We start from the raw sequence: 18,949 nt of genomic DNA, 5'->3' as shown, positions 1-18,949 counted from the left end.
CTGGCGCTGTATCCGCTGGTCCGCGCAGCCTAGCATGGCCTGGCCAGCCCGGCGGACGCCACCCGCCGCGCATCCCGTACTTCCCTCGCGCACGGCGGTGCCGTGTTTCGCCGTGCGCTTTTTTCCCGTTCCCTCAGCGCGCCGACAGCGTCGATACCAGGCGCGGGGTGTCGCGGTACAGCGCCGGGTACTGGCGCTTCAGCGCCTCGACCTTGGGCAGGTCGTTGATGCGGATGTACAGCGACTCCGGGTGCAGGGTGAGGTAGTTCTGGTGGTAGTCCTCGGCCGCGAAGAAGCGCTTGCCGCCATCGACCTGGGTGACCACCGGCGCGGCCCACACCTTGGCGCGTTCCAGCTGGGCGATGTAGGCGCGGGTGGCATCGCGCTGTGCCGGGTCGTCGATGTAGATCGCCGAGCGGTACTGGGTGCCCTGGTCGGGGCCCTGCCGGTTGAGCTGGGTGGGATCGTGCACCACCGAGAAGAACACCTGCATCAGCTGTGCGTAGCTCACCTGGCTCGGATCGTAGGTGACCTGCACCGCCTCGGCATGGCCGGTGGTGCCGCTGCCCACGCGCGTGTAGCTGGCTGTGCCGGCGTTGCCGCCGATGTAGCCGGACACCGCGTTGTTGACGCCCTTGATGTGCTGGAACACCCCCTGCACGCCCCAGAAACAGCCCCCGGCGAACACCACCTGCGCACGCCGGCTGCCCGGCTGCGCAACGTTGGCCGGCCCGCTGGGCGCCGGGACGCTGACCATCGCGGCCGCCGCATGGGCGGGACGATCCAGGCTGACCACGGCGGTCACGGTCAATGCCGCAATGACACCGGCAATCCCGCCGGCCACCAGTTTGTCGATAGTGAGCTTCATCGAAGGCCTCCCGGCTCAACCGAAGGTGAAGGCGTAGGCATGGACACCCGGATCGAGGAACTCGATCTCGAAGGTGCGTTCACGCACATCGCCGGATTGGCGGATCAACTGGTACAGGCGGTGCTCGCCGACCTGGCCGCTGCCATCGGCGGATACGTCGCCGCCGGCGGCCGCGCCCGGCGGCTGTCCATCCAGGCGCACGCGGTAGCGCACCGGCTTGCCGTCCTGCGCGGGGGCCAGCACCAGGTGCAGGTCGCGCGCGTGGAAGCGGAACGCGATGCGGCCGCCGGCCTGCGCCAACTGCACGTCCTCATCGCCGACCGTCCAGCGCCCGCCCAGCGCCCACTCGTTGAGCGCCAGCGAGGCGGGCAGTGCGTAGGCGGCCTGGCGGTCGGGTTGCTGGCCACCCGGTGAGGCGAAATGCTCGGCGCGCGCATGGCCCAGGTAGGTCTCGGGCGATTTGAGGTTGCGCATGTCGGCCTGGCGCTCCACGCCCTCGCGTGCCGTGGCCGTCATGGCCTGTGCCGGTTCGCCGGGCAGCGTGTTGCCGGCCTCGCGCAGCAGTTGGCGGATGATCTGCTCGGACTGCGCATAGTTGCCTTCGCCGAAGTGGTGCGCGCGGATGCGGCCCTGGGCATCGATGAAGTAGTGCGCCGGCCAGTAGCGGTTGTTGAAGCCACGCCAGATCGCGAAGTCGTTGTCGATCGCCACCGGATAGGTGACCTGCAGATCCCTGATCGCGCGCTGCACGTTGCCGAGGTTGCGCTCGAAGGCGAATTCCGGCGCGTGCACGCCGATGACCACCAGCCCGTGGTTGCGGTAGCGCTCGGCCCATTCGCGCACATAGGGCAGGGCACGCAGGCAGTTGATGCAGGAATAGGTCCAGAAATCGACCAGCACGACCTTGCCGCGCAGCGACGGCCCATCCAGCGGTGGACTGTTGAGCCAGCCGGTGGCGCCGGCGAGCGAGGGCAGTGTGCCTTCAACCGGCAAGTCGCCATCGACCGCGCGATCGGCGGCCCGCATCATCATCGCTCCGCCTGCCGGCGGCGACTGCGTCGGCAGCGCATCCAGCAGGCCCTGCTCCAGCCGCGCGGTACTGACCGTGGACAGGCGCGTCAGCACGCCGGTATCCCAGCCCATCGCGATGGCCACCACCGCCAGCAGCGCGGCAATGCCCAGTCCGCGCCGCACCCATTCCCCTACGCCGAGACGCTGCTTGAGGGCGGCGAATACGCGCCCGCCGATCCAGATCGCCAGCGCCAGCGAGGTGGCCGCGCCCAGGGCATAGGCCAGCAGAAGCGTGCTGGTGCCCACGCTGGCGCCCTGCAACGCCGCGCCGGTCAGGATGAGGCCCAGGATCGGGCCGGCGCACGGTGCCCACAGCAGGCCGGTGGCCACGCCGATCAGCAGCGAGGTACCCACCCCGCCGCGCCCGGCATCGCTGGCCGCATCGGCCGACGCACTCAGTCGCGCACCCAGGTGCTGGAACGGCGATAGCAGCCGGTTGGCCAGGGTCGGCCACAGCAACGCTACGGCAAACACCGCCATCACCACCAGCGCGATCCAGCGGCCCACCTGGTTGGCCTGGGCCACCCACTGGCTGCCGACCGCCGCCAGGCTGGCGACCACCGCGAACATCAGCGCCATGCCAACCAGCAGCGGCAGACCACTGCGCAGGAACGGCCGGTCCGAACGCGCGAACACGAAGGGCAGCACGGGCAGGATGCAGGGGCTGAGGATGGTCAGCACGCCACCCAGGTAGGCCAGCACAAGCAGGAGCATCGGAAAGTCCTTTCAGGAAGGGGGGAAGGCCGGGCAGGGGCCGGGGGTCAGGTGCTGTCGTCGGCGCCGCGCGGCACGAACTGCATCGCGACACCGTTCATGCAGTAGCGCAGGCCGGTGGGACGCGGGCCGTCATCGAAGACGTGGCCGAGGTGGCCGCCGCAGCGCCGGCAATGCGCTTCCACGCGCACCATGCCGAAGGTGGTGTCGCGATCCTCGCCGACGGCGTCGTGCAGCGGCGCCCAGAAGCTCGGCCAACCGGTGCCGCTGTCGAACTTGGTGGACGAGGAGAACAACGGCAGCGCGCAGCCGGCACAGGTGAAGGTGCCGCGCCGGTGCTCCTTGTTCAGCGGGCTGCTGAACGGACGTTCCGTGCTTTGCCTGCGCAGCACTGCGTACTGCGCCGGGGTGAGCTGCGCCCGCCATTGCGCATCGGTGCGCATCACCTCGAACTGGCGCACCGGTGCGGCAGGCGCGGCAGGTGCGGGGCCACTGCAGGCGGACAGGCCGAACAGGCCGGCGGCAGCGGCCATGCCGCCCATGCCGAGCACATTGCGACGGGTGTAACGCATGGCCGATCTCCAGGGAGGGATACGATGCGGCCATGCTGCGCCCGGCCCGGTCAACGAATCCTCACGCAGGGTTAAATTTTCCGTGACACATTCAGGTGCGGATCGGTCGACAATGCGGCCATGTCCCTTGCCGATCGCCCCGTACCGATGAGCAGCGCCAAGCGTGTCCTGATCGTCGAAGACGATGTCCACATTGCCACCCTGCTGCGCATGCACCTGCGTGACGAAGGCTATGACGTCACCCATGCCGCCACCGGTGATGAGGGTCTGGCCCTGCTCGAAGCACAGCCGTGGAGCGCGTTGGTGCTGGACCTGATGCTGCCGGGCGTGGATGGTCTGGAGATCTGCAAGCGCGCGCGTGCGATGGCGCGCTATACCCCGATCATCATCACCAGCGCGCGGGCCAGCGAAGTGCATCGCATCCTCGGGCTGGAGCTGGGGGCAGACGACTACCTGGCCAAACCGTTTTCGATGCTGGAGCTGGTGGCGCGGGTCAAGGCCCTGCTGCGCCGGGTGGAGGCGATGGCGCTCAATGCCCGCATCGATGCCGGCGAGCTGGACGTGGCCGGCATCCGCATCGATCCGGTCGCGCGCACCGCGCAACTGGAGGGCCGGGCGCTGGACCTGACGCCGCGCGAGTTCGACCTGCTGTATTTCTTCGCCCGGCACCCGGGCCAGGTGTACTCCCGCATGGACCTGCTCAACCAGGTCTGGGGCTACCAGCACGACGGCTACGAACACACCGTCAACACGCACATCAACCGCCTGCGCAACAAGATCGAACGCGATCCGGCCACGCCGCAGCGCATCCAGACGGTATGGGGGCGCGGCTACAAACTGGTCGATGGCAGCGAGGGCGCACCGGCATGATCCGCCTGACCCTGTCCCAGCGCCTGTCGGTGGTGTTCTGCGCGCTGCTGCTGGTGTGCTGCGCGGCGCTGGTGATGATCCAGATGCGCAGCACCGCGGTGCACGAGCAGGAAACCGTGCAGCGGCTGTCGCGCGGCCTGGCCGAGCACATCGCGCGCAGCGGCGAACTGATGGATGCACGCGGCATGCGTGGCGGCGAAGTGCGCGCGCTGTTCGGCAAGCTGATGGCGGTCAATCCGAGCGTGGAGGTGTACCTGCTCGACGACCAGGGCCGCATCCTCGGCCACGATGCGCCGGACGGCCATCTCAAGCGCAGCCGCGTGGATCTGGCGCCGGTGCGTGCGCTGCTGCGCGATGAACCGCTGCCGATCCTCGGCGACGACCCGCGCAGCACGACCGGACGCAAGGTGTTCAACGCGGCGCCGCTATGGGTGCAGGGGCGCCAGGCCGGCTATATCTACGTGGTGCTGGTCGGCGAACAGCGTGAAGCCCTGGCGGCCAACATCGCCGCCAACGCCACGCTGCGCACCACGTTGTGGTCACTGGCGATCGTGGCCCTGGTCGGCCTGCTGGCCGGCGTGGTGGCGTTCCGCTGGGTCACCCGACCGCTGCGCCAGCTGACCCGGCGCATCCAGGCGTTCGACGTCGACGGTGCGGCCCCCGGCACGGTGCCGCCGCCGACCCCGCTGCGACCGGGAGAGCGCGACGAACTGGCCATCCTCCAGCACAGCTTCGGGCACATGGCCCAGCGGCTGGGCGAGCAATGGCAGCAGCTGCGCCAGCAGGATCTGCAGCGGCGCGAGCTGGTCGCCAACATCTCCCACGACCTGCGCACACCGCTGTCGTCGCTGCATGGCTACCTGGAAACGCTGGCGCTGAAGGATGCCACGCTCGGTGCCGACGAGCGCCAGCGTTATCTCGGCATCGCACTGGCGCAGAGCCGCAAGGTCGGTGCACTGGCCCAGGCGCTGTTCGAACTGGCGCGGCTGGAGCACGGTGGAGTCACGCTGGATCGGCAGGCGTTCTCGCTTCCGGACCTCCTCCAGGACGTCTTCCAGAAATTCGAACTGTCCGCGCAGGCGCGCCGGCAGACACTGACTGCCGACATCCCGCCCGGGCTGCCGACGGTGGTGGGCGACCTGGGTCTGATCGAGCGGGTACTGACCAACCTGCTCGACAACGCGATCCGCCACACCCCCGAAGGCGGGCGCATCGAGGTGGTGCTGCGGGCCGAGGACGGCGAGGTGCAGGTCAGCATCGCCGACAGTGGTCCCGGCATCCCCATCGAGCGGCGCGCGACGCTGTTCACCACGCCGCCCGCGCTGGGCAGTGCACGCCCGGACAGTGGCGGGCTGGGTCTGTTGATCGTGCACCGCATCCTGCAGCTGCATCAGCGCGACATCCACCTGCTCGACAGCCGGGAAGGCGCCTTGTTCGCCTTCACCCTGCCGGCGGCGCCGGCGCGCTGACCCGCGAGCCAGGACAAAAAAAGACCCGACAGAGGGAGGGTTCTGTCGGGTCTGGGATTGCGTGGGGGGAGGGACCCACGCAAATGCGATGTCGATGGGGTTCAGCGGCGGCCGGTACCGGCAGCGCCTGCGAACGGTTGCCGCGCCAGTTCGCCGAACGCCTCGGAGGCCTTCAGCCCCAGGCCAACCACTTCCTGGTGGGCACTGGCCCAGCGCGCGAGGTTGTCGCGGGCCAGCTGGGCGCCCTTGGGCAACAGCGTGCCCGGTTCCTGTGACTGCACGATTTCACCGAAGAACCCGCTGGTGGCGGTGATGTTCTTCTCCAGCGTCTTCAACTGCACGCCGAACATGCTTTCGGCATTCTCCAGTGCGAGCCGGTTGGCACGCGTGGCCGTGGCGGCCAGCTGGCGGGTGTAGTCGCTGAAGGAATCGGTGAACGCGGACGTCATGGCAGGACGGCTCGAGAACGTTGATGCAATGCAGCATACGCCAAATTTATTGCGATGCAACAAATTCCTGCCCGTTACGGTCCGGTTTCAGTCAAACCACTTGCAGATCAATGGGTTGTCTTGCAGATTGCGGTGTTCATCGGGCGGTCGCCGGCCAGTGGCCGGCCCTGCTGCCGCGTTCCAGGCCTCAGCCGCGGTAGCGGCAGCCCGAGGTGCAGGTCTCGTGCACGGTCACTTCGCTGAGCTGGGGCAGCGCCGGCTTGAGCTCGTCCCAGATCCAGATCGCCAGCCGTTCGCTGGTCGGGTTGTCCAGGCCGGGAATGTCGTTGAGGTAGTGGTGGTCCAGGCGGTCGTAGATCGGCTGGAAGGCGGCTTTGACGTCGCCGAAATCCATGATCCACCCGGTCTGTTCGCCTGGCTCGCCTTCCACCTTCAGCTCCACACGGAAGGAGTGGCCATGCAGGCGCGCGCACTTGTGGCCCGGCGGCACGTTGGGGAGGCGGTGCGCGGCCTCGAGGGTGAAGACTTTGAAGATTTCCATCGGCCCATTGTACTGGGCTCACTGGCCGTGGGTGGGCGCGAGATGCCACGTCGCCCTCACAAAAACATTTCCATCCGGATGAAGAGATGTTAGTTTCTCTTATATCCGTATGAAGAGATGTTATTGGCCGCCCGCCGGCCAGGCATGGACTACTGCGGAACTTGTCGTCCACCACCCCACTGAAGTTCATGCCCAAGCACACTCTTCTTGTAGCGGCTCTTTCCGCTGCACTGGCCACGCCTTTGCCTGCGCTGGCGTATTCCTCCGCCGATACCGCCGCTGCCGATGCCGCCGGCGAGAGCACGACGCTCGCCGCGGTGCGGGTCACCGGCTCCAACATCAAACGTACCGACACCGAAAGCGCCAATCCGGTGCAGGTGATCGACCGCCAGCAGTTGGAGGAGACCGGCAAGGCCACCGTCGCCGACCTGCTGCGCTCGATCTCGGCCAACACCGGCAATGCCACCAACGAAACCACCAACAACGGCTGGGCCTCCGGTTCGGCCGGTATCGGCCTGCGCGGCCTGTCGCAGAAGAACACGCTGGTGCTGCTCAACGGGCGCCGCCTGGCCAACTACGGCTTCCCGGCCGGCGGCCTGTCAGACACCTTCGTCAACCTCAACGCGCTGCCGCTGGTGGCGGTGGAACGCATCGAAGTGCTCAAGGACGGCGCCTCGGCGGTGTACGGCTCCGACGCAGTAGCCGGTGTGGTCAACATCATCACCCGGCAGAACTTCCAGGGCGCCGACCTCGGTGGCAGCCTCGGCACGGCCGACCAGGGCGGGCTGGACGAGCAGAACCTGAAGTTCATCGGCGGCATCGGCGACCTCGACACCGATGGCTACAACATCCTGGTGAGCCTGGAAGGCTACAACCGCGAGCGCCTGGACCAGGACCAGCGCGACCTCACCAGGTCCGGCATCTATACCGACACGCCCGGCGGCCGCTGGAACGGCTGGTCGGCCAAGGGCGCGCGCTATCTGATCAACGGCGCTTCGGTGCCGATGCTCGATGCCAGCGGCAACTGCCCGGAAGGCACCACGCTGGTGGCCAGCGCGCCGATCGACGGCCTTGCCGGCAATACTTGCGGCTTCAACCAGGCGCCGTACACCACGCTGATTCCCTCCACCAAGCGCTACCAGGCCTACGTCAACGGCACCTTCCGCGTGAACGATTCCGTCGAAGCCTTCGGCGAAGTGCTGTACAGCGACATCAAGGGCGTCTCCTGGTTCGGCAGCAGCCCGTTCTTCACCCTGGAAAGCGGCCGCTTCGCTCTGAATGCCGATACCGGCCTGGCCGAGCCGGTGTCGTCCAACCTGCCCGCCAGCAGCCCGTACAACCCGTATGGCCGCGCGGTGCCGATCGAGTACACCTTCTTCAACCTTGGGCCGACCATCAAGACCAACCGGTCGCAGGCCTACCGCGGCCTGGTCGGGGTGCGCGGCAGCCTGCAGAACTGGGACTGGGAAGTGGGCGCGTTCGGCGCACGCAGCAGCGAGCGCGAAACCGTCTCCGGCGGCTTTGCCAACCGCTATGCGCTGGCTGCGGCGCTGGCCGATGGCAGTTACAACCTGCTCAACCCGTCCGCAACCGCACCGGACGTGCTCAACGCCATCAACATCAGCACGCTGCGGCCGGCCGAATCGGTGCTGCAGGGCGTGGATGCCAGGATATCCGGTGCGCTCGGCCACACCTGGGCCGGTGAGATCGGCTTCGCCGCCGGTGCCGAGTGGCGCCGCGAGAAGCTCGACTCCAACAACCCGTGGCAGATCGATGCCGGCCTGCAGATCCGCCCGGCCATCGCCGAGGTGCACGGCGAGCGCAAGGTCACCGCAGCCTATGCCGAGGTCAATGTGCCGCTGGCCGAGCGGCTGGAACTGCAGGCCGCCGCGCGTGCCGACCATTACAGTGATTTCGGCGATGCGTTCTCGCCCAAGCTGAGCCTGCGCTGGCAGCCGTGGGACATCCTGCTGGTGCGTGCCGCCGCCTCCAGGGGCTTCCGCGCGCCGTCGCTGTCGGAGAACTCCAACAGCACCAGCATCGCCTACGGCAGCGTGATCGACCCGCGTGATCCGGACGTGCCGGGCTCGCGCCAGAACCCGACCTTCTTCACCGTCGGCAACAACGACCTCAAGCCCGAACGCACCAGGAGCTTCAACGCCGGCATCGTACTGTCGCCGTGGTCCAACACCAGCCTGAGCGTGGACTACTACCGCATCGAGCTGGAGAACCTGGTGGGTACCAACAACACCCAGACCCTGGTGACCGACAACGTGCCCGGCGCGGTCCTGCGCGATGAGCGCGGCAAGCTGCTGGCGGTGTACAACCGCTACCAAAACCTGAGCGAACTGAAGACCTCCGGCGTCGACGTGGAACTGCGCCAGCGCTTCCCGACCGAGCGCGCCGGCGACTTCGGGCTCAGCAGCGCCTTCACCCACGTGCGCAGCTACCGCCGCCCCACCGTGGTCGGTGGGCCGCTGGTGGACTATGCCGGCAGCAACCGGGGCGCCACGCTGCCCAGGAACAAGGCCACCACCACCCTGGACTGGAGCTATGGCGACATCCGCACCGCGCTGACCTGGTACTACACCAGTGGCTATGACCAGAAGGCCAGCGCCGCCGCCACCGCGGTGCAGGATCGTGTGGATGCCTACAGCCAGTTCGATCTGTACCTGGCCTACACCGGGCTGGAGAAGCTGACCCTGTACGCCAAGATCCAGAACCTGGCCGATGAGGAACCGCCGTACGACGCCTCCTTCCCGGGCATCCGCGCGCCGTACGACTTCAGTCAGTACGACCTGCGTGGCCGCTATGTCACGGTCGGTTTCGACTACCGCTTCTGACCACGTCCGTCACCATCGGGGCCGGCATGCACGCCGGCTCCCGTTTCATGGGGAATCGCTGTGTCCTTGCATCGTGTCGTGTCACGTCCCATCGCCTGGCTGGTGGGATCGCTCTGGTTGCTGGCTGCGCCAGCCTTCGCGCAGAGCGCGTACTTCTTTCCGCAGGGCGGTGATTTCGATCCGTCCATTCCCACCCCGCAGCAGTTCCTCGGCTACGAGATCGGCAGCCGCTACACCCGCCACGACCAGCTGGTGGCCTATTTCGACGAACTGGCCCGGCATTCGGACAAAATCAAGGTCGAGCGCATCGGCACCAGCTACGAAGGCCGCCCCCTGCTGATCGCCACGGTCACCTCGGCGCAGAACCATCAGCAGTTGGAGACCCTCCGCCGCCAGCACGTCACCCTGGCCGATCCGGCACAGCCGCTGTCGGCGGCCGGCAACAGCCCGGTGGTGGTCTGGCTGGGCTACAGCGTGCACGGCAATGAAACCTCCAGCGGGGAGGCGGCACTGCTGACTGCCTACTACCTGGTGGCCAACCGCAGTGCCGACACCGCCCAGTGGCTGGATCGGGCGGTGGTGCTGTTCGATCCCGCGCAGAACCCCGACGGCCGCGACCGCGCGGCAAGCTGGCACAACGCCCACGCGTCGTCGCCGGCATCGGCCGATCCGGCCGACAAGGAACACGTCGAACCGTTCCCACAGGGACGTACCAACCACTATTTCACCGACCTCAACCGCGACTGGCTGGCGCTGACCCAGCAGGATACGCGGCCGAAGATCGCCTACTTCCATCGCTGGTATCCCAACGTCCAGATCGACTTCCACGAGATGGGCAAGGACAGCACCTACTACTTCGAGCCGTCGCCGGCGAGCATGCACAGCCCGCTGATCCCGGCCGCGTCGTACGCGTTCAACAGGACCCTGGCCAGGTACCACGCACAGGCGCTGGATGCGCTGGGCTCGCTGTACTACACCGGCGAGAACTTCGACAACTTCTCGCCGGTGTACGGCTCCACCTACCCCGACTTCCACGGTGCCGTCGGAGTGACGGTCGAGCAGGCCAGCTCGCGCGGGCGCGTGCAGGAGTCGGTCAACGGCCTGCTCACGTTCCCCTTCACCATCCGCAACCAGGTGGCCACCGGCCTGGGCACCGTGCGCGGTGCGGTCACCGAACGCGACGGGCTGATTGCGTTGCAGAAGGATTTCTTCCAGTCCGCGCTGACGCAGGCGGGCCAGCAGCCGGTGAAGGCATTCGTGTTCGGCGACGCGCATGATCCCGGCCTGACCGCCCGACTGCTCGACCTGCTGTTGCAGCACCGGATCACCGTGCAGCCGCTGACCGCGGCGGTGACCGTGGACGGCCAGCGCTTCCTCCCCGGGAGTGCATACGTGGTGCCGACCGCACAGCCCCAGTTCCGACTGGTGCATTCGATCTTCGCCGACACACCGCCGATCAAGGGCGACGTGTTCTATGGCAGCACGTCCTACGCCATCGCGCCGGCCTACGGGGTGGCCTTTGCCGGCAGCCGCAGCCGCCTCGACGGCGGTCCGCGCATCACCGCAGTGGCACCGGCACAGGGGGGCGTGAGTGGCGGCCAGGCCGGCTTCGCGTACGTGCTCGACTGGCGCGACTACAACGCCAGCCAGGCGTTGTACGCGCTGCAGGCACGGGGGCTGAAGACCCGTGCCGCCTTCCAGCCGTTCACGGCGGCCACCGCCGACGGCGAGCAGTCGTTCGCGCGCGGCAGCGTGGTGATTCCGGTAGCCGGCCAGCCGCTGGCCGGAGGGGAACTGCTGGCGGCGGTCGAGCAGATCGCGCGCGACAGTGGTGTGCGCCTGTACGCGGTGGCCAGTGGCCAGAGCCGCAGCGGTATCGACCTGGGCAGCGACAGCGTGAAATCGCTGCGCACACCGGCAGTGGCGCTGGTGATGGGCGAGGGCGTCAGTGCCACCGAGATCGGATCGGCGTGGTTCCTGCTTGACCAGCAGGTGCGGCTGCCGGCCAGCAAGCTGGACCCGGCCCAGCTGGGCAAGGTCACGCTGGACCGTTACACCACGATCGTGCTCGCCGGCGGCACCTATGCCGGTGTCGACGCGGCCGCGGTGGCGGCGCTGAAGCGCTGGATCAACGCCGGTGGATCACTGGTCACCTATGGCAGCGCCGCGCGCTGGGCGATCGAGCAGAAGCTCGCCGACGAAGTGCTGGGCGCAGAAGAAACGCAACCGGATGCCTCGCGCCGGGCATTCGGCGACCAGCGCGACATCGCCGCGATCGAGCGGGTGAGTGGCAACATCCTCAGTGCCGATGTGGACACCAGCCATCCGCTGGGCTTCGGCCTGCCACGCACGGAACTGGCGGTCAACAAGGAGAACGGCATCAGCTTCAAGCCGAGCCGCAATCCGTTTTCCACGGTGGTGCGCATCGACGCCACGCCGCGCGTCAACGGCTATCTGTCCGAGGCCAACCGCAACCGCGTGGCGGGCTCGGCATGGCTGCTGGTCTCGCCGCAGGGGCAGGGCAACGTGGTCCTGTTCGCTGACGATCCGGCGCACCGCAAGTACTGGCACGGCACCGAGCGGCTGCTGTTGAACGCGATCTTCTTCGGCAACCAGCTCAACCCGGCCAAGCAACGCGGGTAGAGCCGGGCTCTGCCCGGCGGCCCTCCACGCCAACCCCGGACCCCCGCGCAATGAAAAAGGGCGACGCAATGCGTCGCCCTTTTTCTGTTTCAGCACTCCGCGAACGGATCAGCCCGCGCGGCTGCCGCCACCCGGACCGCGGCCACCACTGCCACGGCGCTGGCCCTGCGGCTGGCCGCCACGCGGCGCACCGCGGCCGGCACCATCGCGCTGGCCGCCACCGGCCTTCTTCGGGCCGGCATGGGCGTGGCGCGGGGCCTCGCTGTGCGGACGACGCGCGTGCTTGCGCGGCGAACGGTCGCCACCGGGCTGCTCGGCCTTGCCCGGCGCGCTGTTGCCCCAGCGGATCGGCGTCTGCGGCTCGAAGCCCGGCACGTCGCGGATGTCCATGTCCTTGTCCAGCAGGCGCACGATCTGGCGCAGCAGCTTGGCCTCGTCCTGCGCCACCAGCGAGATCGCCTGGCCGGTCGAGCCGTTGCGGCCGGTACGACCGATGCGGTGCACGTAATCTTCGGCCACCATCGGCAGGTCGTAGTTGATGACCTTCGGCAGCTCGTTGATGTCGATACCGCGTGCGGCGATGTCGGTGGCCACCAGCACGGTCACGCGGCCGGCCTTGAAGTCGCCGAGGGCACGCAGACGCTGGCCCTGGCTCTTGTTGCCGTGGATCGCCGCGGTCTTGATGCCGGACTTCTCCAGGAACGTGGCCAGCTTGTCGCAGCCGTGCTTGGTACGGCCGAACACCAGGGTCTGCTCACGGCTGTCCTGGGCCAGCAGGTGCAGCAGCAGTTCGCGCTTGCGCGCGCCATCGACCGGGTGCACGCGGTGGGTGATGGTTTCGGCGACGGTGTTCTTCGGCGTGACCTGGATCTGTTCCGGGTTGCGCATGAACTCCAGCGCCAACTGCTTGATGCTCTCCTCGAAGGTGGCCGAGAACAGCAGGGTCTGGCGGTTCTGGCGCGGCAGCTTGGCCAGGATCTTCTTGATCGACGGCAGGAAGCCCATGTCGAGCATGCGGTCGGCTTCGTCCAGCACCAGCACTTCGATCCCGGACAGGTCGACGCTGCGACGCTCCAGGTGGTCGATCAGGCGGCCCGGGCAGGCCACCAGCAGGTCCACGCCACGGCGCAGCACGTCGAACTGGTTGCCCATGCCGACGCCGCCGTAGATGCAGGCGCTCGGAATGCGCAGGTACTTGCTGTAGCCGCGCAGGCTGTCATGCACCTGGGTAGCCAGCTCGCGGGTCGGTGCCAGCACCAGCGCACGCGGCTTGCGCGGGCCGTTGACGGCCTGCGGGTTGGTGGCCAGATGCTGCAGCAGCGGCAGGCCGAAGGCAGCGGTCTTGCCGGTGCCGGTCTGGGCGCCGGCCAGCAGGTCGCGGCCGTCCAGGGCCAGCGGGATGGCCTGTTCCTGGATCGGGGTAGGGGTGTCGTAACCCTGCTCGGCCAAGGCACGCAGCAGGAAGGGCGCAAGGCCCAGCGATTCAAAAGACATCGGGTGGAAGCTCCAAAAACGAAGTAACGCCAGGCCGAATGGCCGGACGTGAGGCAGATCATTGAGATCGGCTGACTCGGAGCGTTCCCGTAAACCGCGCTGCGAGAATTGGGTGCAGCCGGCGCGGTGCGCAGACTGGAATGCATGACGAATGGCGTCGGAGTGGGGGCGGGCGACGGATCGTTGATCCATATCGCCGGCGATCCCGAAGGGAAACGGACGGCCGCTGCAGACCCGCCTAGTCTAACGGATGTTTGAGATCCATACCAAATCGACCTGTTCAGTTATGGGCCAAGGGCAGGGAAAGGCCGACGAGCGCCGCATGGCCCACGTCCATCGCCGCGGGGCGCGCCTGCCTCTGGAGGACATGGCCCCCCGATCCTGAGCGCGGGGTGGCGCCGTGGCGCGCAGGACGGAGGGCCGTTGCCGCACGGGCCCGGCCAGCACGGCGGGGGGGTATCGTTTATGGTGGATTTCTGTCGCAACGCAGCTTGGCTGCGCCGCGCATTTGATTACACTTGAAACCTATTTTCAGCGATCCCGGATACCCACCCATGAAGCTTGGTTCTTTGAAGGAAGGCGGCCGCGACGGCACCCTGATCGTCGTCTCGCGCGACCTCGCCCACGGCGTGCGCGCCACCGGCATCGCCGGCACGCTGCAGCAGGCCCTGGAAGACTGGAGCCACGTGGCGCCGCGCTTGAACGCGCTGTATGAGTCGCTCAACGACGGCAGCGCCGACGGGGTGTTCGACATCGACATGCAGGCGCTGGCCGCACCGTTGCCGCGGGCCTATGAATTTGTCGACGGCAGCGCCTACCTGCCGCACGTCGAGCGCGTCCGTCGCGCCCGTGGTGCCGAGGTGCCGGAGAGCTTCTACACCGATCCGCTGATGTACCAGGCCACCAGCGCCGGCTTCTACGGCCCGCGCGATGCGGTCAAGGTGGTCAGCGAGGACTATGGGATCGACCTGGAAGCGGAGATCGTGGTGATCACCGACGACGTGCCGATGGCAGTCACTCCCGAGCAGGCCGCCGGCCACATCCAGCTGGTGGGCCTGGTCAACGACGTCTCCCTGCGCAACCTGATCCCGGGCGAGCTGGCCAAGGGCTTCGGCTTCCTGCAGTCCAAGCCGCGCTCGGCGCTGTCGCCGGTGTTCGTCACCCCTGACGAGCTGGGCGAGGCCTGGCAGGACAGCAAGGTGCACCTGCCGCTGGTCACGCATATCAATGGTGTCTGGTTCGGCGCGCCGGAAGCGGGGGTGGACATGCAGTTCAACTTCGCCCAGCTGGTTGCCCATGCGGCCAAGACCCGCCCGCTGGGCGCCGGCGCGATCGTCGGCTCGGGCACCATCGCCAACGAAGACACCAGCAAGGGCGCCTCGTGCTTCGCCGAGCAGCGCACCGTTGAAACCCTGCGCGACGGCAAGCCGAGCACGCCGTTCATGTCCTTCGGCGACGTGGTCCGGATCGAAATGCTGGATGCCGCCGGCAAGAGCATCTTCGGTGCGATCGAGCAGCGCATCGAACAGGCAGTCAAGCCCTGAACGCACGTTACGGAGCGCACATGGACCGCATCGAGCTGTACAGCTACTGGCGCTCCAGCGCGGCCTACCGCGTGCGCATCGGCCTGAACCTGAAGGGCCTGCCGCACCAGATCACGCCGGTGCATCTGGTGCGCGACGGCGGACAGCAGCACACCGCCGCCTATGCCGCGCTCAATCCGCAGGAGCTGGTACCGACCCTGCGGCATGGCGAACGCGTGCTGCAGCAGTCGATGGCGATCCTGGAGTACCTCGACGAGGTGTTCCCGGACCCGGCGCTGCTGCCCGACGACGCTGAAGGACGGGCGCGTGTGCGGGCGTTGGCCCAGCTGGTGGCCTGCGACATCCATCCGCTCAACAATCTGCGGGTGATGCAGTTCTTCAGCGATACCTGGAGCGTGCCGCAGCCCGAGCGCGACGACTGGACCCGGCACTGGATCCGGGTGGGGTTCGACGCGATGGAGCGGATGCTGGTCGAATCGGTCGATACCGGCCGGTTCTGCCACGGCGACATCCCGACCCTGGCCGACTGCTGCCTGGTACCGCAGATGTACAACGCGCGCCGCTTCAAGCTGGACCTGGAGCCGTACCCAACCCTGGTCCGCATCGATGCGGCGTGCCTGGCCCTGCCGGCGTTCGCGGCGGCCAAGCCGGAAAGCCAGGCCGACGCGTCGGCCTGACGAAGGCGTACCGACCAACGGTCGGTACCCACCGGCGCCGGATCAGAACCCGTGCGTGATCGCGGCCGGGGTGGCGGCCGAATAATCGGCGTAGGGGTCGTGCTCGCCGCTGCCGCCTTCGGACAGGCGGAACTTCAGCGCCAGGCCATCGCGCGAGTCGGCCGCGCGCAGCGCTTCCTCCTGCTCGATGATCCCCGACTTGGCCATCCGGAACAGGCACTGGTCGAAACTCTCCATGCCTTCCTCCAGCGAGGCTTCCATCGCCGCCTTGATCTCGTGCACCTGGCCGCGGCGCAGCAGGTCGCGGATCATCGGGGTGTTGATCAGCACTTCGGTGGCCGGCAGACGGCGTCCGTCCTTGCCCTTGACCAGCCGCTGGGAGACCACTGCGCGCAGGTTGAGGGAGAGGTTCATCAGCACGTTGCGATGTGCGCTCTCCGGGAAGAAGTTGAGGATGCGCTCGATGGTCTGGTCGGCGTTGTTGGAGTGCAGGGTGGCCAGGCACAGGTGCCCGGTCTCGGCGAAGGCGATCGCCGCCTCCATCGTCTCCGCATCCAGGATCTCGCCGATCAGGATCACGTCCGGCGCCTCGCGCATCGCGTTCTTCAGCGCATTGTGGAAGGCGTGGGTGTCCAGGCCGACCTCGCGCTGGTTGACGATGGACATCTTGTGCTTGTGCAGGTACTCGATCGGGTCCTCGATGGTGAGGATGTGCCCGGTCGTGGTGCTGTTGCGGTGGTCGATCATCGAGGCCAGCGAGGTCGACTTGCCCGAACCGGTCGAGCCGACCACCAGCACCAGCCCGCGCGGGGTCATGATGACGTCCTTGAGCACCTGCGGGAGGTTGAGCTCCTCGATGCTGGGGATCTTGCTGCGGATGGCGCGGATCACCATGCCCACTTCGCCGCGCTGCTTGAACACGTTCACGCGGAAGCGCCCCGCGTCCGGCAGGGCGATGGCCATGTTGAGCTCCAGCTCGCGCTCGAACTGCGGTGCCTGGCCCTCGTCCATCAGCGAGTAGGCGATTTTCTTGACCATGCCGGGCGGCAGGCCGGTGTTCCCCAGCGGGTACAGCTTGCCCTCGATCTTGATGTACACCGGGGCTCCGGTGGTCAAGAACATGTCCGAAGCGTTCTTTTCGGTCATCAGCTTCAGGAAGTAGCCGATATCCATGCGCAATGTTTCCCCAACAAATCAGCGGCGTACCGTTGCAAGCACGCCGCAGGCTTCCGACAATGGCCGCGCACAGACAACCCGGCGACGGCACCCCAATGAAAACTAGCTTCGCACAAATACGACACCCTCTGTATGTGATGGTGTGCGCATTAGCGCTTGCCGGCACCGCCACGGCGCAGGAAGCGGCCCTGGAGCTGGCGCAGGCCCGTCAGGCCGTGGACAAGGCCACCCAGGCCGATGCCGACCAGTACGCACCGGATCTGATCGCCGTCGCGCGCCAGGGGCTGGAACAGGCCCAGCGCGCCGCCGGCGATCGCCGCGAGCGCAAGAACGCCCCGGCGCTGGCGCTGCGGGCCACGGTCGATGCCGACCTGGCCCGGGCCCGCAGCGAAGAAGCCACCGCCACCGCGCAGCTGCAACTGCGGCGCAACGAGGTGGCCCAGCTGCAGCGCCAGCTCGCCACCGGAGAAGACCGCCCGTGAAGCACACCCGCATGCTGCTGCTGGCCCTGAGCCTGTCCCTGCCGTTCACGAGCCTGGCCGCCGAAGACCCGGCCGTGGCCCAGCTCAATCAGCGCCTGCTGACGATCCAGGCCAATCCCGACACGGCCGAACTGGCCGCGTTCCAGCGCCTGCAGGCCCAGCAGGCCGTGGCCGACCTGGCCAAGGCCAAGCGCCGCGACGTCGACCAGGCCCGTTATCTGGCCGAACGCCGGGTCGAGATTGCCGAGTCCAGCGTGCGTGCCGCCCTGGCCCAGCGTGAGGTGGATCGCCTGGAGCGTACCCGCAGCGAACTGCTGATCGAGGCCAGCCGCCGCGATGCGGTACGTGCCCGCCAGGAGGCCGAGCGCCTGCGCGTGCAGGCCCAGATCCAGGCCGAGGAAAGCGAGCGCCTGCGGATCGCGGCCGAAACCGAGGCGCTGGCCCGCCAGGATGCCGAGACCGCGCTGACCAGCGTCGCCGGCAAGCAGACCGCCCGTCTCAGCGCGGCCCAGCAGAGCGCGGCCAAGCTGGCCCGGGAAGAGGCTGAACTGGTGTCCGGCCAGAAGCTTCCCGGCTCCAAGTTCGATACCCGCGGGGAGGTGTTCACCTTCAATGGCGATGCCTTCGCCGCCGGCAAGGGCGCCCTGTCCAGCGGGGCCAAGGGGCAGGCCAAGGCCCTGGCCGAGTACCTGAACATCGGCAGGAAGGGGCGGGTGCGGATCGAGGCCTACGATGCCGCGGCCGGGGTCGGCCAGCAGCGCGCGGACGCCCTGCGCGATGCCCTGGTGGCCGCCGGCGTCAGCGCCAGCCGGTTGCAGGCCACTGGCAAGAAGGCGCCGGCCACCAAGGCCCGGTCGGCCGAGGTGATCATCGCGCCCTGATGCCGGCCGGGTATCGGCAGGTTGCTGTTTTTGTTGAATTTTCGTTGTCCTGCGCGTTCAGGCTGAACCCCACCTTGGTGGGGTCGAAAATATCTTCTGAAACGCTTGAACCGCCTCCCAAGCAAGCGTAGGGTCAATTGTCCGGGACGCCTCCGCGGCCCGGACGATTGGAGGGCCGGTAATGCGTCAGCGTCGCGAATCACAGCCGTTTGTCGCCCCGCATGGGTTGGACGCAGGCTGTGTCGAGGACGCCCGCCGCGCCGCGTGCTCCGCCCCCAAAGCAACGCCCCGTGCCGCAAGGCCGGGGCGTTCTTGTTTCAGCAAGAAGCGATAGGAGGTTCATCATGTTTGAAGGTCAGCCCCAGAGCGAGATCGATGCACGTCGCAAGCGTGATCCGGAATTCAAGGCGCTTTACGAACGGCACCAGAAGTTGAACAAGAAGTGCATGGATGCCGAGCTGGGCGTGCTTCCGATAGACCATCTCACCCTGGGCCAGATGAAGCGTGAGAAGCTGCTGACCAAGCAGAAGCTGGAACGGATGTACGACTCCCCCACGCATTGACGCTATTCGGGTGCCGGCCCAAGGCGGTCGGCACCCGGCACCCCACCGCCGCGGGCGGTACCTGTCACCTCGTCGACGGGTGCCGTCCGCGT

At 67.7% G+C, this 18,949-nt stretch carries 16 protein-coding genes; 9 read left to right on the top strand and 7 right to left on the bottom strand.

The features are described 5' to 3' along the window. Positions 1-133 precede the first annotated feature (133 nt). Genes msrA through msrB form a run of 3 tightly spaced genes read right to left on the bottom strand, consistent with a single transcriptional unit; the run spans position 134 to position 3,225 of the window. Positions 134-868, bottom strand: a complete 735-nt coding sequence (msrA, locus tag GDJ08_RS12105; RefSeq protein WP_153164934.1) for a peptide-methionine (S)-S-oxide reductase MsrA — start codon at positions 866-868, stop codon at positions 134-136. Positions 869-883: 15 nt separating this feature from the next. Next, entirely contained in the window at positions 884-2,653 is a 1,770-nt protein-coding gene (locus tag GDJ08_RS12100; protein ID WP_153164933.1) for a cytochrome c biogenesis protein DipZ, read from the bottom strand. A gap of 47 nt (positions 2,654-2,700) precedes the next feature. Beyond that, complete coding sequence (gene msrB, locus GDJ08_RS12095; RefSeq protein ID WP_017356826.1) at positions 2,701-3,225, bottom strand: peptide-methionine (R)-S-oxide reductase MsrB; 525 nt, start codon at positions 3,223-3,225, stop codon at positions 2,701-2,703. Between the two features lie 147 nt (positions 3,226-3,372). On the opposite strand from msrB, the gene GDJ08_RS12090 reads away from it, so the two are divergent. Both GDJ08_RS12090 and GDJ08_RS12085 read left to right on the top strand, forming a co-directional pair. After that, positions 3,373-4,095, top strand: a complete 723-nt coding sequence (locus GDJ08_RS12090) for a response regulator transcription factor (RefSeq protein ID WP_153165015.1) — start codon at positions 3,373-3,375, stop codon at positions 4,093-4,095. Further along, positions 4,092-5,564 (top strand): sensor histidine kinase, encoded by a 1,473-nt coding sequence (locus tag GDJ08_RS12085; protein ID WP_153164932.1) that lies wholly within the window; start codon positions 4,092-4,094, stop codon positions 5,562-5,564. Before GDJ08_RS12090 ends, GDJ08_RS12085 begins: the two co-directional genes overlap by 4 nt. Before the next feature lie 101 nt (positions 5,565-5,665). Here the strand turns inward: GDJ08_RS12085 and GDJ08_RS12080 are convergent, their stop codons facing one another. Beyond that, the gene (locus GDJ08_RS12080) at positions 5,666-6,013 is read right to left on the bottom strand and encodes a phasin family protein (protein ID WP_136003553.1); all 348 of its coding nucleotides are present in this window, start codon (positions 6,011-6,013) and stop codon (positions 5,666-5,668) included. Between the two features lie 187 nt (positions 6,014-6,200). Further along, complete coding sequence (queD, locus tag GDJ08_RS12075; protein ID WP_017356822.1) at positions 6,201-6,554, bottom strand: 6-carboxytetrahydropterin synthase QueD; 354 nt, start codon at positions 6,552-6,554, stop codon at positions 6,201-6,203. A 188-nt stretch (positions 6,555-6,742) separates the two neighbouring features. On the opposite strand from queD, the gene GDJ08_RS12070 reads away from it, so the two are divergent. Both GDJ08_RS12070 and GDJ08_RS12065 read left to right on the top strand, forming a co-directional pair. After that, positions 6,743-9,397, top strand: coding sequence for a TonB-dependent receptor plug domain-containing protein (locus GDJ08_RS12070; protein ID WP_136003765.1), 2,655 nt, complete (start codon positions 6,743-6,745; stop codon positions 9,395-9,397). A 60-nt stretch (positions 9,398-9,457) separates the two neighbouring features. Then, positions 9,458-12,040 (top strand): M14 family zinc carboxypeptidase, encoded by a 2,583-nt coding sequence (locus GDJ08_RS12065; RefSeq protein ID WP_423669453.1) that lies wholly within the window; start codon positions 9,458-9,460, stop codon positions 12,038-12,040. 108 nt (positions 12,041-12,148) lie between these two features. Here GDJ08_RS12065 and GDJ08_RS12060 read toward each other — a convergent pair whose 3' ends face one another. Beyond that, positions 12,149-13,534 carry a DEAD/DEAH box helicase gene (locus GDJ08_RS12060; protein WP_136003557.1) on the bottom strand — a complete coding sequence of 462 codons (1,386 nt, stop codon included), beginning with the start codon at positions 13,532-13,534 and terminating at the stop codon, positions 12,149-12,151. 554 nt (positions 13,535-14,088) lie between these two features. On the opposite strand from GDJ08_RS12060, the gene GDJ08_RS12055 reads away from it, so the two are divergent. Both GDJ08_RS12055 and maiA read left to right on the top strand, forming a co-directional pair. Continuing rightward, a complete protein-coding gene (locus GDJ08_RS12055) occupies positions 14,089-15,078 on the top strand; it encodes a fumarylacetoacetate hydrolase family protein (protein ID WP_017354726.1) in 990 nt (329 codons plus the stop codon). Positions 15,079-15,098: 20 nt separating this feature from the next. Continuing rightward, positions 15,099-15,755, top strand: a complete 657-nt coding sequence (gene maiA / locus GDJ08_RS12050) for a maleylacetoacetate isomerase (RefSeq protein WP_017354725.1) — start codon at positions 15,099-15,101, stop codon at positions 15,753-15,755. Between the two features lie 42 nt (positions 15,756-15,797). Here maiA and GDJ08_RS12045 read toward each other — a convergent pair whose 3' ends face one another. Further along, a complete protein-coding gene (locus GDJ08_RS12045; RefSeq protein WP_017354724.1) occupies positions 15,798-16,928 on the bottom strand; it encodes a PilT/PilU family type 4a pilus ATPase in 1,131 nt (376 codons plus the stop codon). Between the two features lie 98 nt (positions 16,929-17,026). Here GDJ08_RS12045 and GDJ08_RS12040 point away from each other — a divergent pair, with 98 nt between their 5' ends. The 3 genes from GDJ08_RS12040 (at position 17,027) to GDJ08_RS12030 (ending at position 18,857) form a co-directional block, all read left to right on the top strand. Then, entirely contained in the window at positions 17,027-17,413 is a 387-nt protein-coding gene (locus tag GDJ08_RS12040; RefSeq protein WP_017354723.1) for a DUF4398 domain-containing protein, read from the top strand. An 11-nt stretch (positions 17,414-17,424) separates the two neighbouring features. After that, the gene (locus GDJ08_RS12035; RefSeq protein ID WP_037590765.1) at positions 17,425-18,294 is read left to right on the top strand and encodes a coiled-coil domain-containing protein; all 870 of its coding nucleotides are present in this window, start codon (positions 17,425-17,427) and stop codon (positions 18,292-18,294) included. A 344-nt stretch (positions 18,295-18,638) separates the two neighbouring features. After that, positions 18,639-18,857 (top strand): HP1242/YdcH family protein, encoded by a 219-nt coding sequence (locus GDJ08_RS12030; RefSeq protein WP_017354721.1) that lies wholly within the window; start codon positions 18,639-18,641, stop codon positions 18,855-18,857. The last annotated feature ends 92 nt before the right edge of the window (positions 18,858-18,949 follow it).

The organism is Stenotrophomonas nematodicola (genome assembly GCF_009467805.1).
Taxonomy (GTDB): domain Bacteria; phylum Pseudomonadota; class Gammaproteobacteria; order Xanthomonadales; family Xanthomonadaceae; genus Stenotrophomonas; species Stenotrophomonas nematodicola.
The sequence above is the reverse complement of the archived record's forward strand: the minus strand, read 5'-3'. Positions and strand labels throughout refer to the sequence as shown.

What these genes read in the sequence shown, in the direction of transcription:
- msrA (WP_153164934.1), bottom strand. Translation starts at nt 868, where the DNA reads ATGAAGCTCACTATCGACAAACTGGTGGCCGGCGGGATTGCCGGTGTC.
- GDJ08_RS12100 (WP_153164933.1), bottom strand. Translation starts at nt 2,653, where the DNA reads ATGCTCCTGCTTGTGCTGGCCTACCTGGGTGGCGTGCTGACCATCCTC.
- msrB (WP_017356826.1), bottom strand. Translation starts at nt 3,225, where the DNA reads ATGCGTTACACCCGTCGCAATGTGCTCGGCATGGGCGGCATGGCCGCT.
- GDJ08_RS12090 (WP_153165015.1), top strand. Translation starts at nt 3,373, where the DNA reads ATGAGCAGCGCCAAGCGTGTCCTGATCGTCGAAGACGATGTCCACATT.
- GDJ08_RS12085 (WP_153164932.1), top strand. Translation starts at nt 4,092, where the DNA reads ATGATCCGCCTGACCCTGTCCCAGCGCCTGTCGGTGGTGTTCTGCGCG.
- GDJ08_RS12080 (WP_136003553.1), bottom strand. Translation starts at nt 6,013, where the DNA reads ATGACGTCCGCGTTCACCGATTCCTTCAGCGACTACACCCGCCAGCTG.
- queD (WP_017356822.1), bottom strand. Translation starts at nt 6,554, where the DNA reads ATGGAAATCTTCAAAGTCTTCACCCTCGAGGCCGCGCACCGCCTCCCC.
- GDJ08_RS12070 (WP_136003765.1), top strand. Translation starts at nt 6,743, where the DNA reads ATGCCCAAGCACACTCTTCTTGTAGCGGCTCTTTCCGCTGCACTGGCC.
- GDJ08_RS12060 (WP_136003557.1), bottom strand. Translation starts at nt 13,534, where the DNA reads ATGTCTTTTGAATCGCTGGGCCTTGCGCCCTTCCTGCTGCGTGCCTTG.
- GDJ08_RS12055 (WP_017354726.1), top strand. Translation starts at nt 14,089, where the DNA reads ATGAAGCTTGGTTCTTTGAAGGAAGGCGGCCGCGACGGCACCCTGATC.
- maiA (WP_017354725.1), top strand. Translation starts at nt 15,099, where the DNA reads ATGGACCGCATCGAGCTGTACAGCTACTGGCGCTCCAGCGCGGCCTAC.
- GDJ08_RS12045 (WP_017354724.1), bottom strand. Translation starts at nt 16,928, where the DNA reads ATGGATATCGGCTACTTCCTGAAGCTGATGACCGAAAAGAACGCTTCG.
- GDJ08_RS12040 (WP_017354723.1), top strand. Translation starts at nt 17,027, where the DNA reads ATGAAAACTAGCTTCGCACAAATACGACACCCTCTGTATGTGATGGTG.
- GDJ08_RS12035 (WP_037590765.1), top strand. Translation starts at nt 17,425, where the DNA reads ATGCTGCTGCTGGCCCTGAGCCTGTCCCTGCCGTTCACGAGCCTGGCC.
- GDJ08_RS12030 (WP_017354721.1), top strand. Translation starts at nt 18,639, where the DNA reads ATGTTTGAAGGTCAGCCCCAGAGCGAGATCGATGCACGTCGCAAGCGT.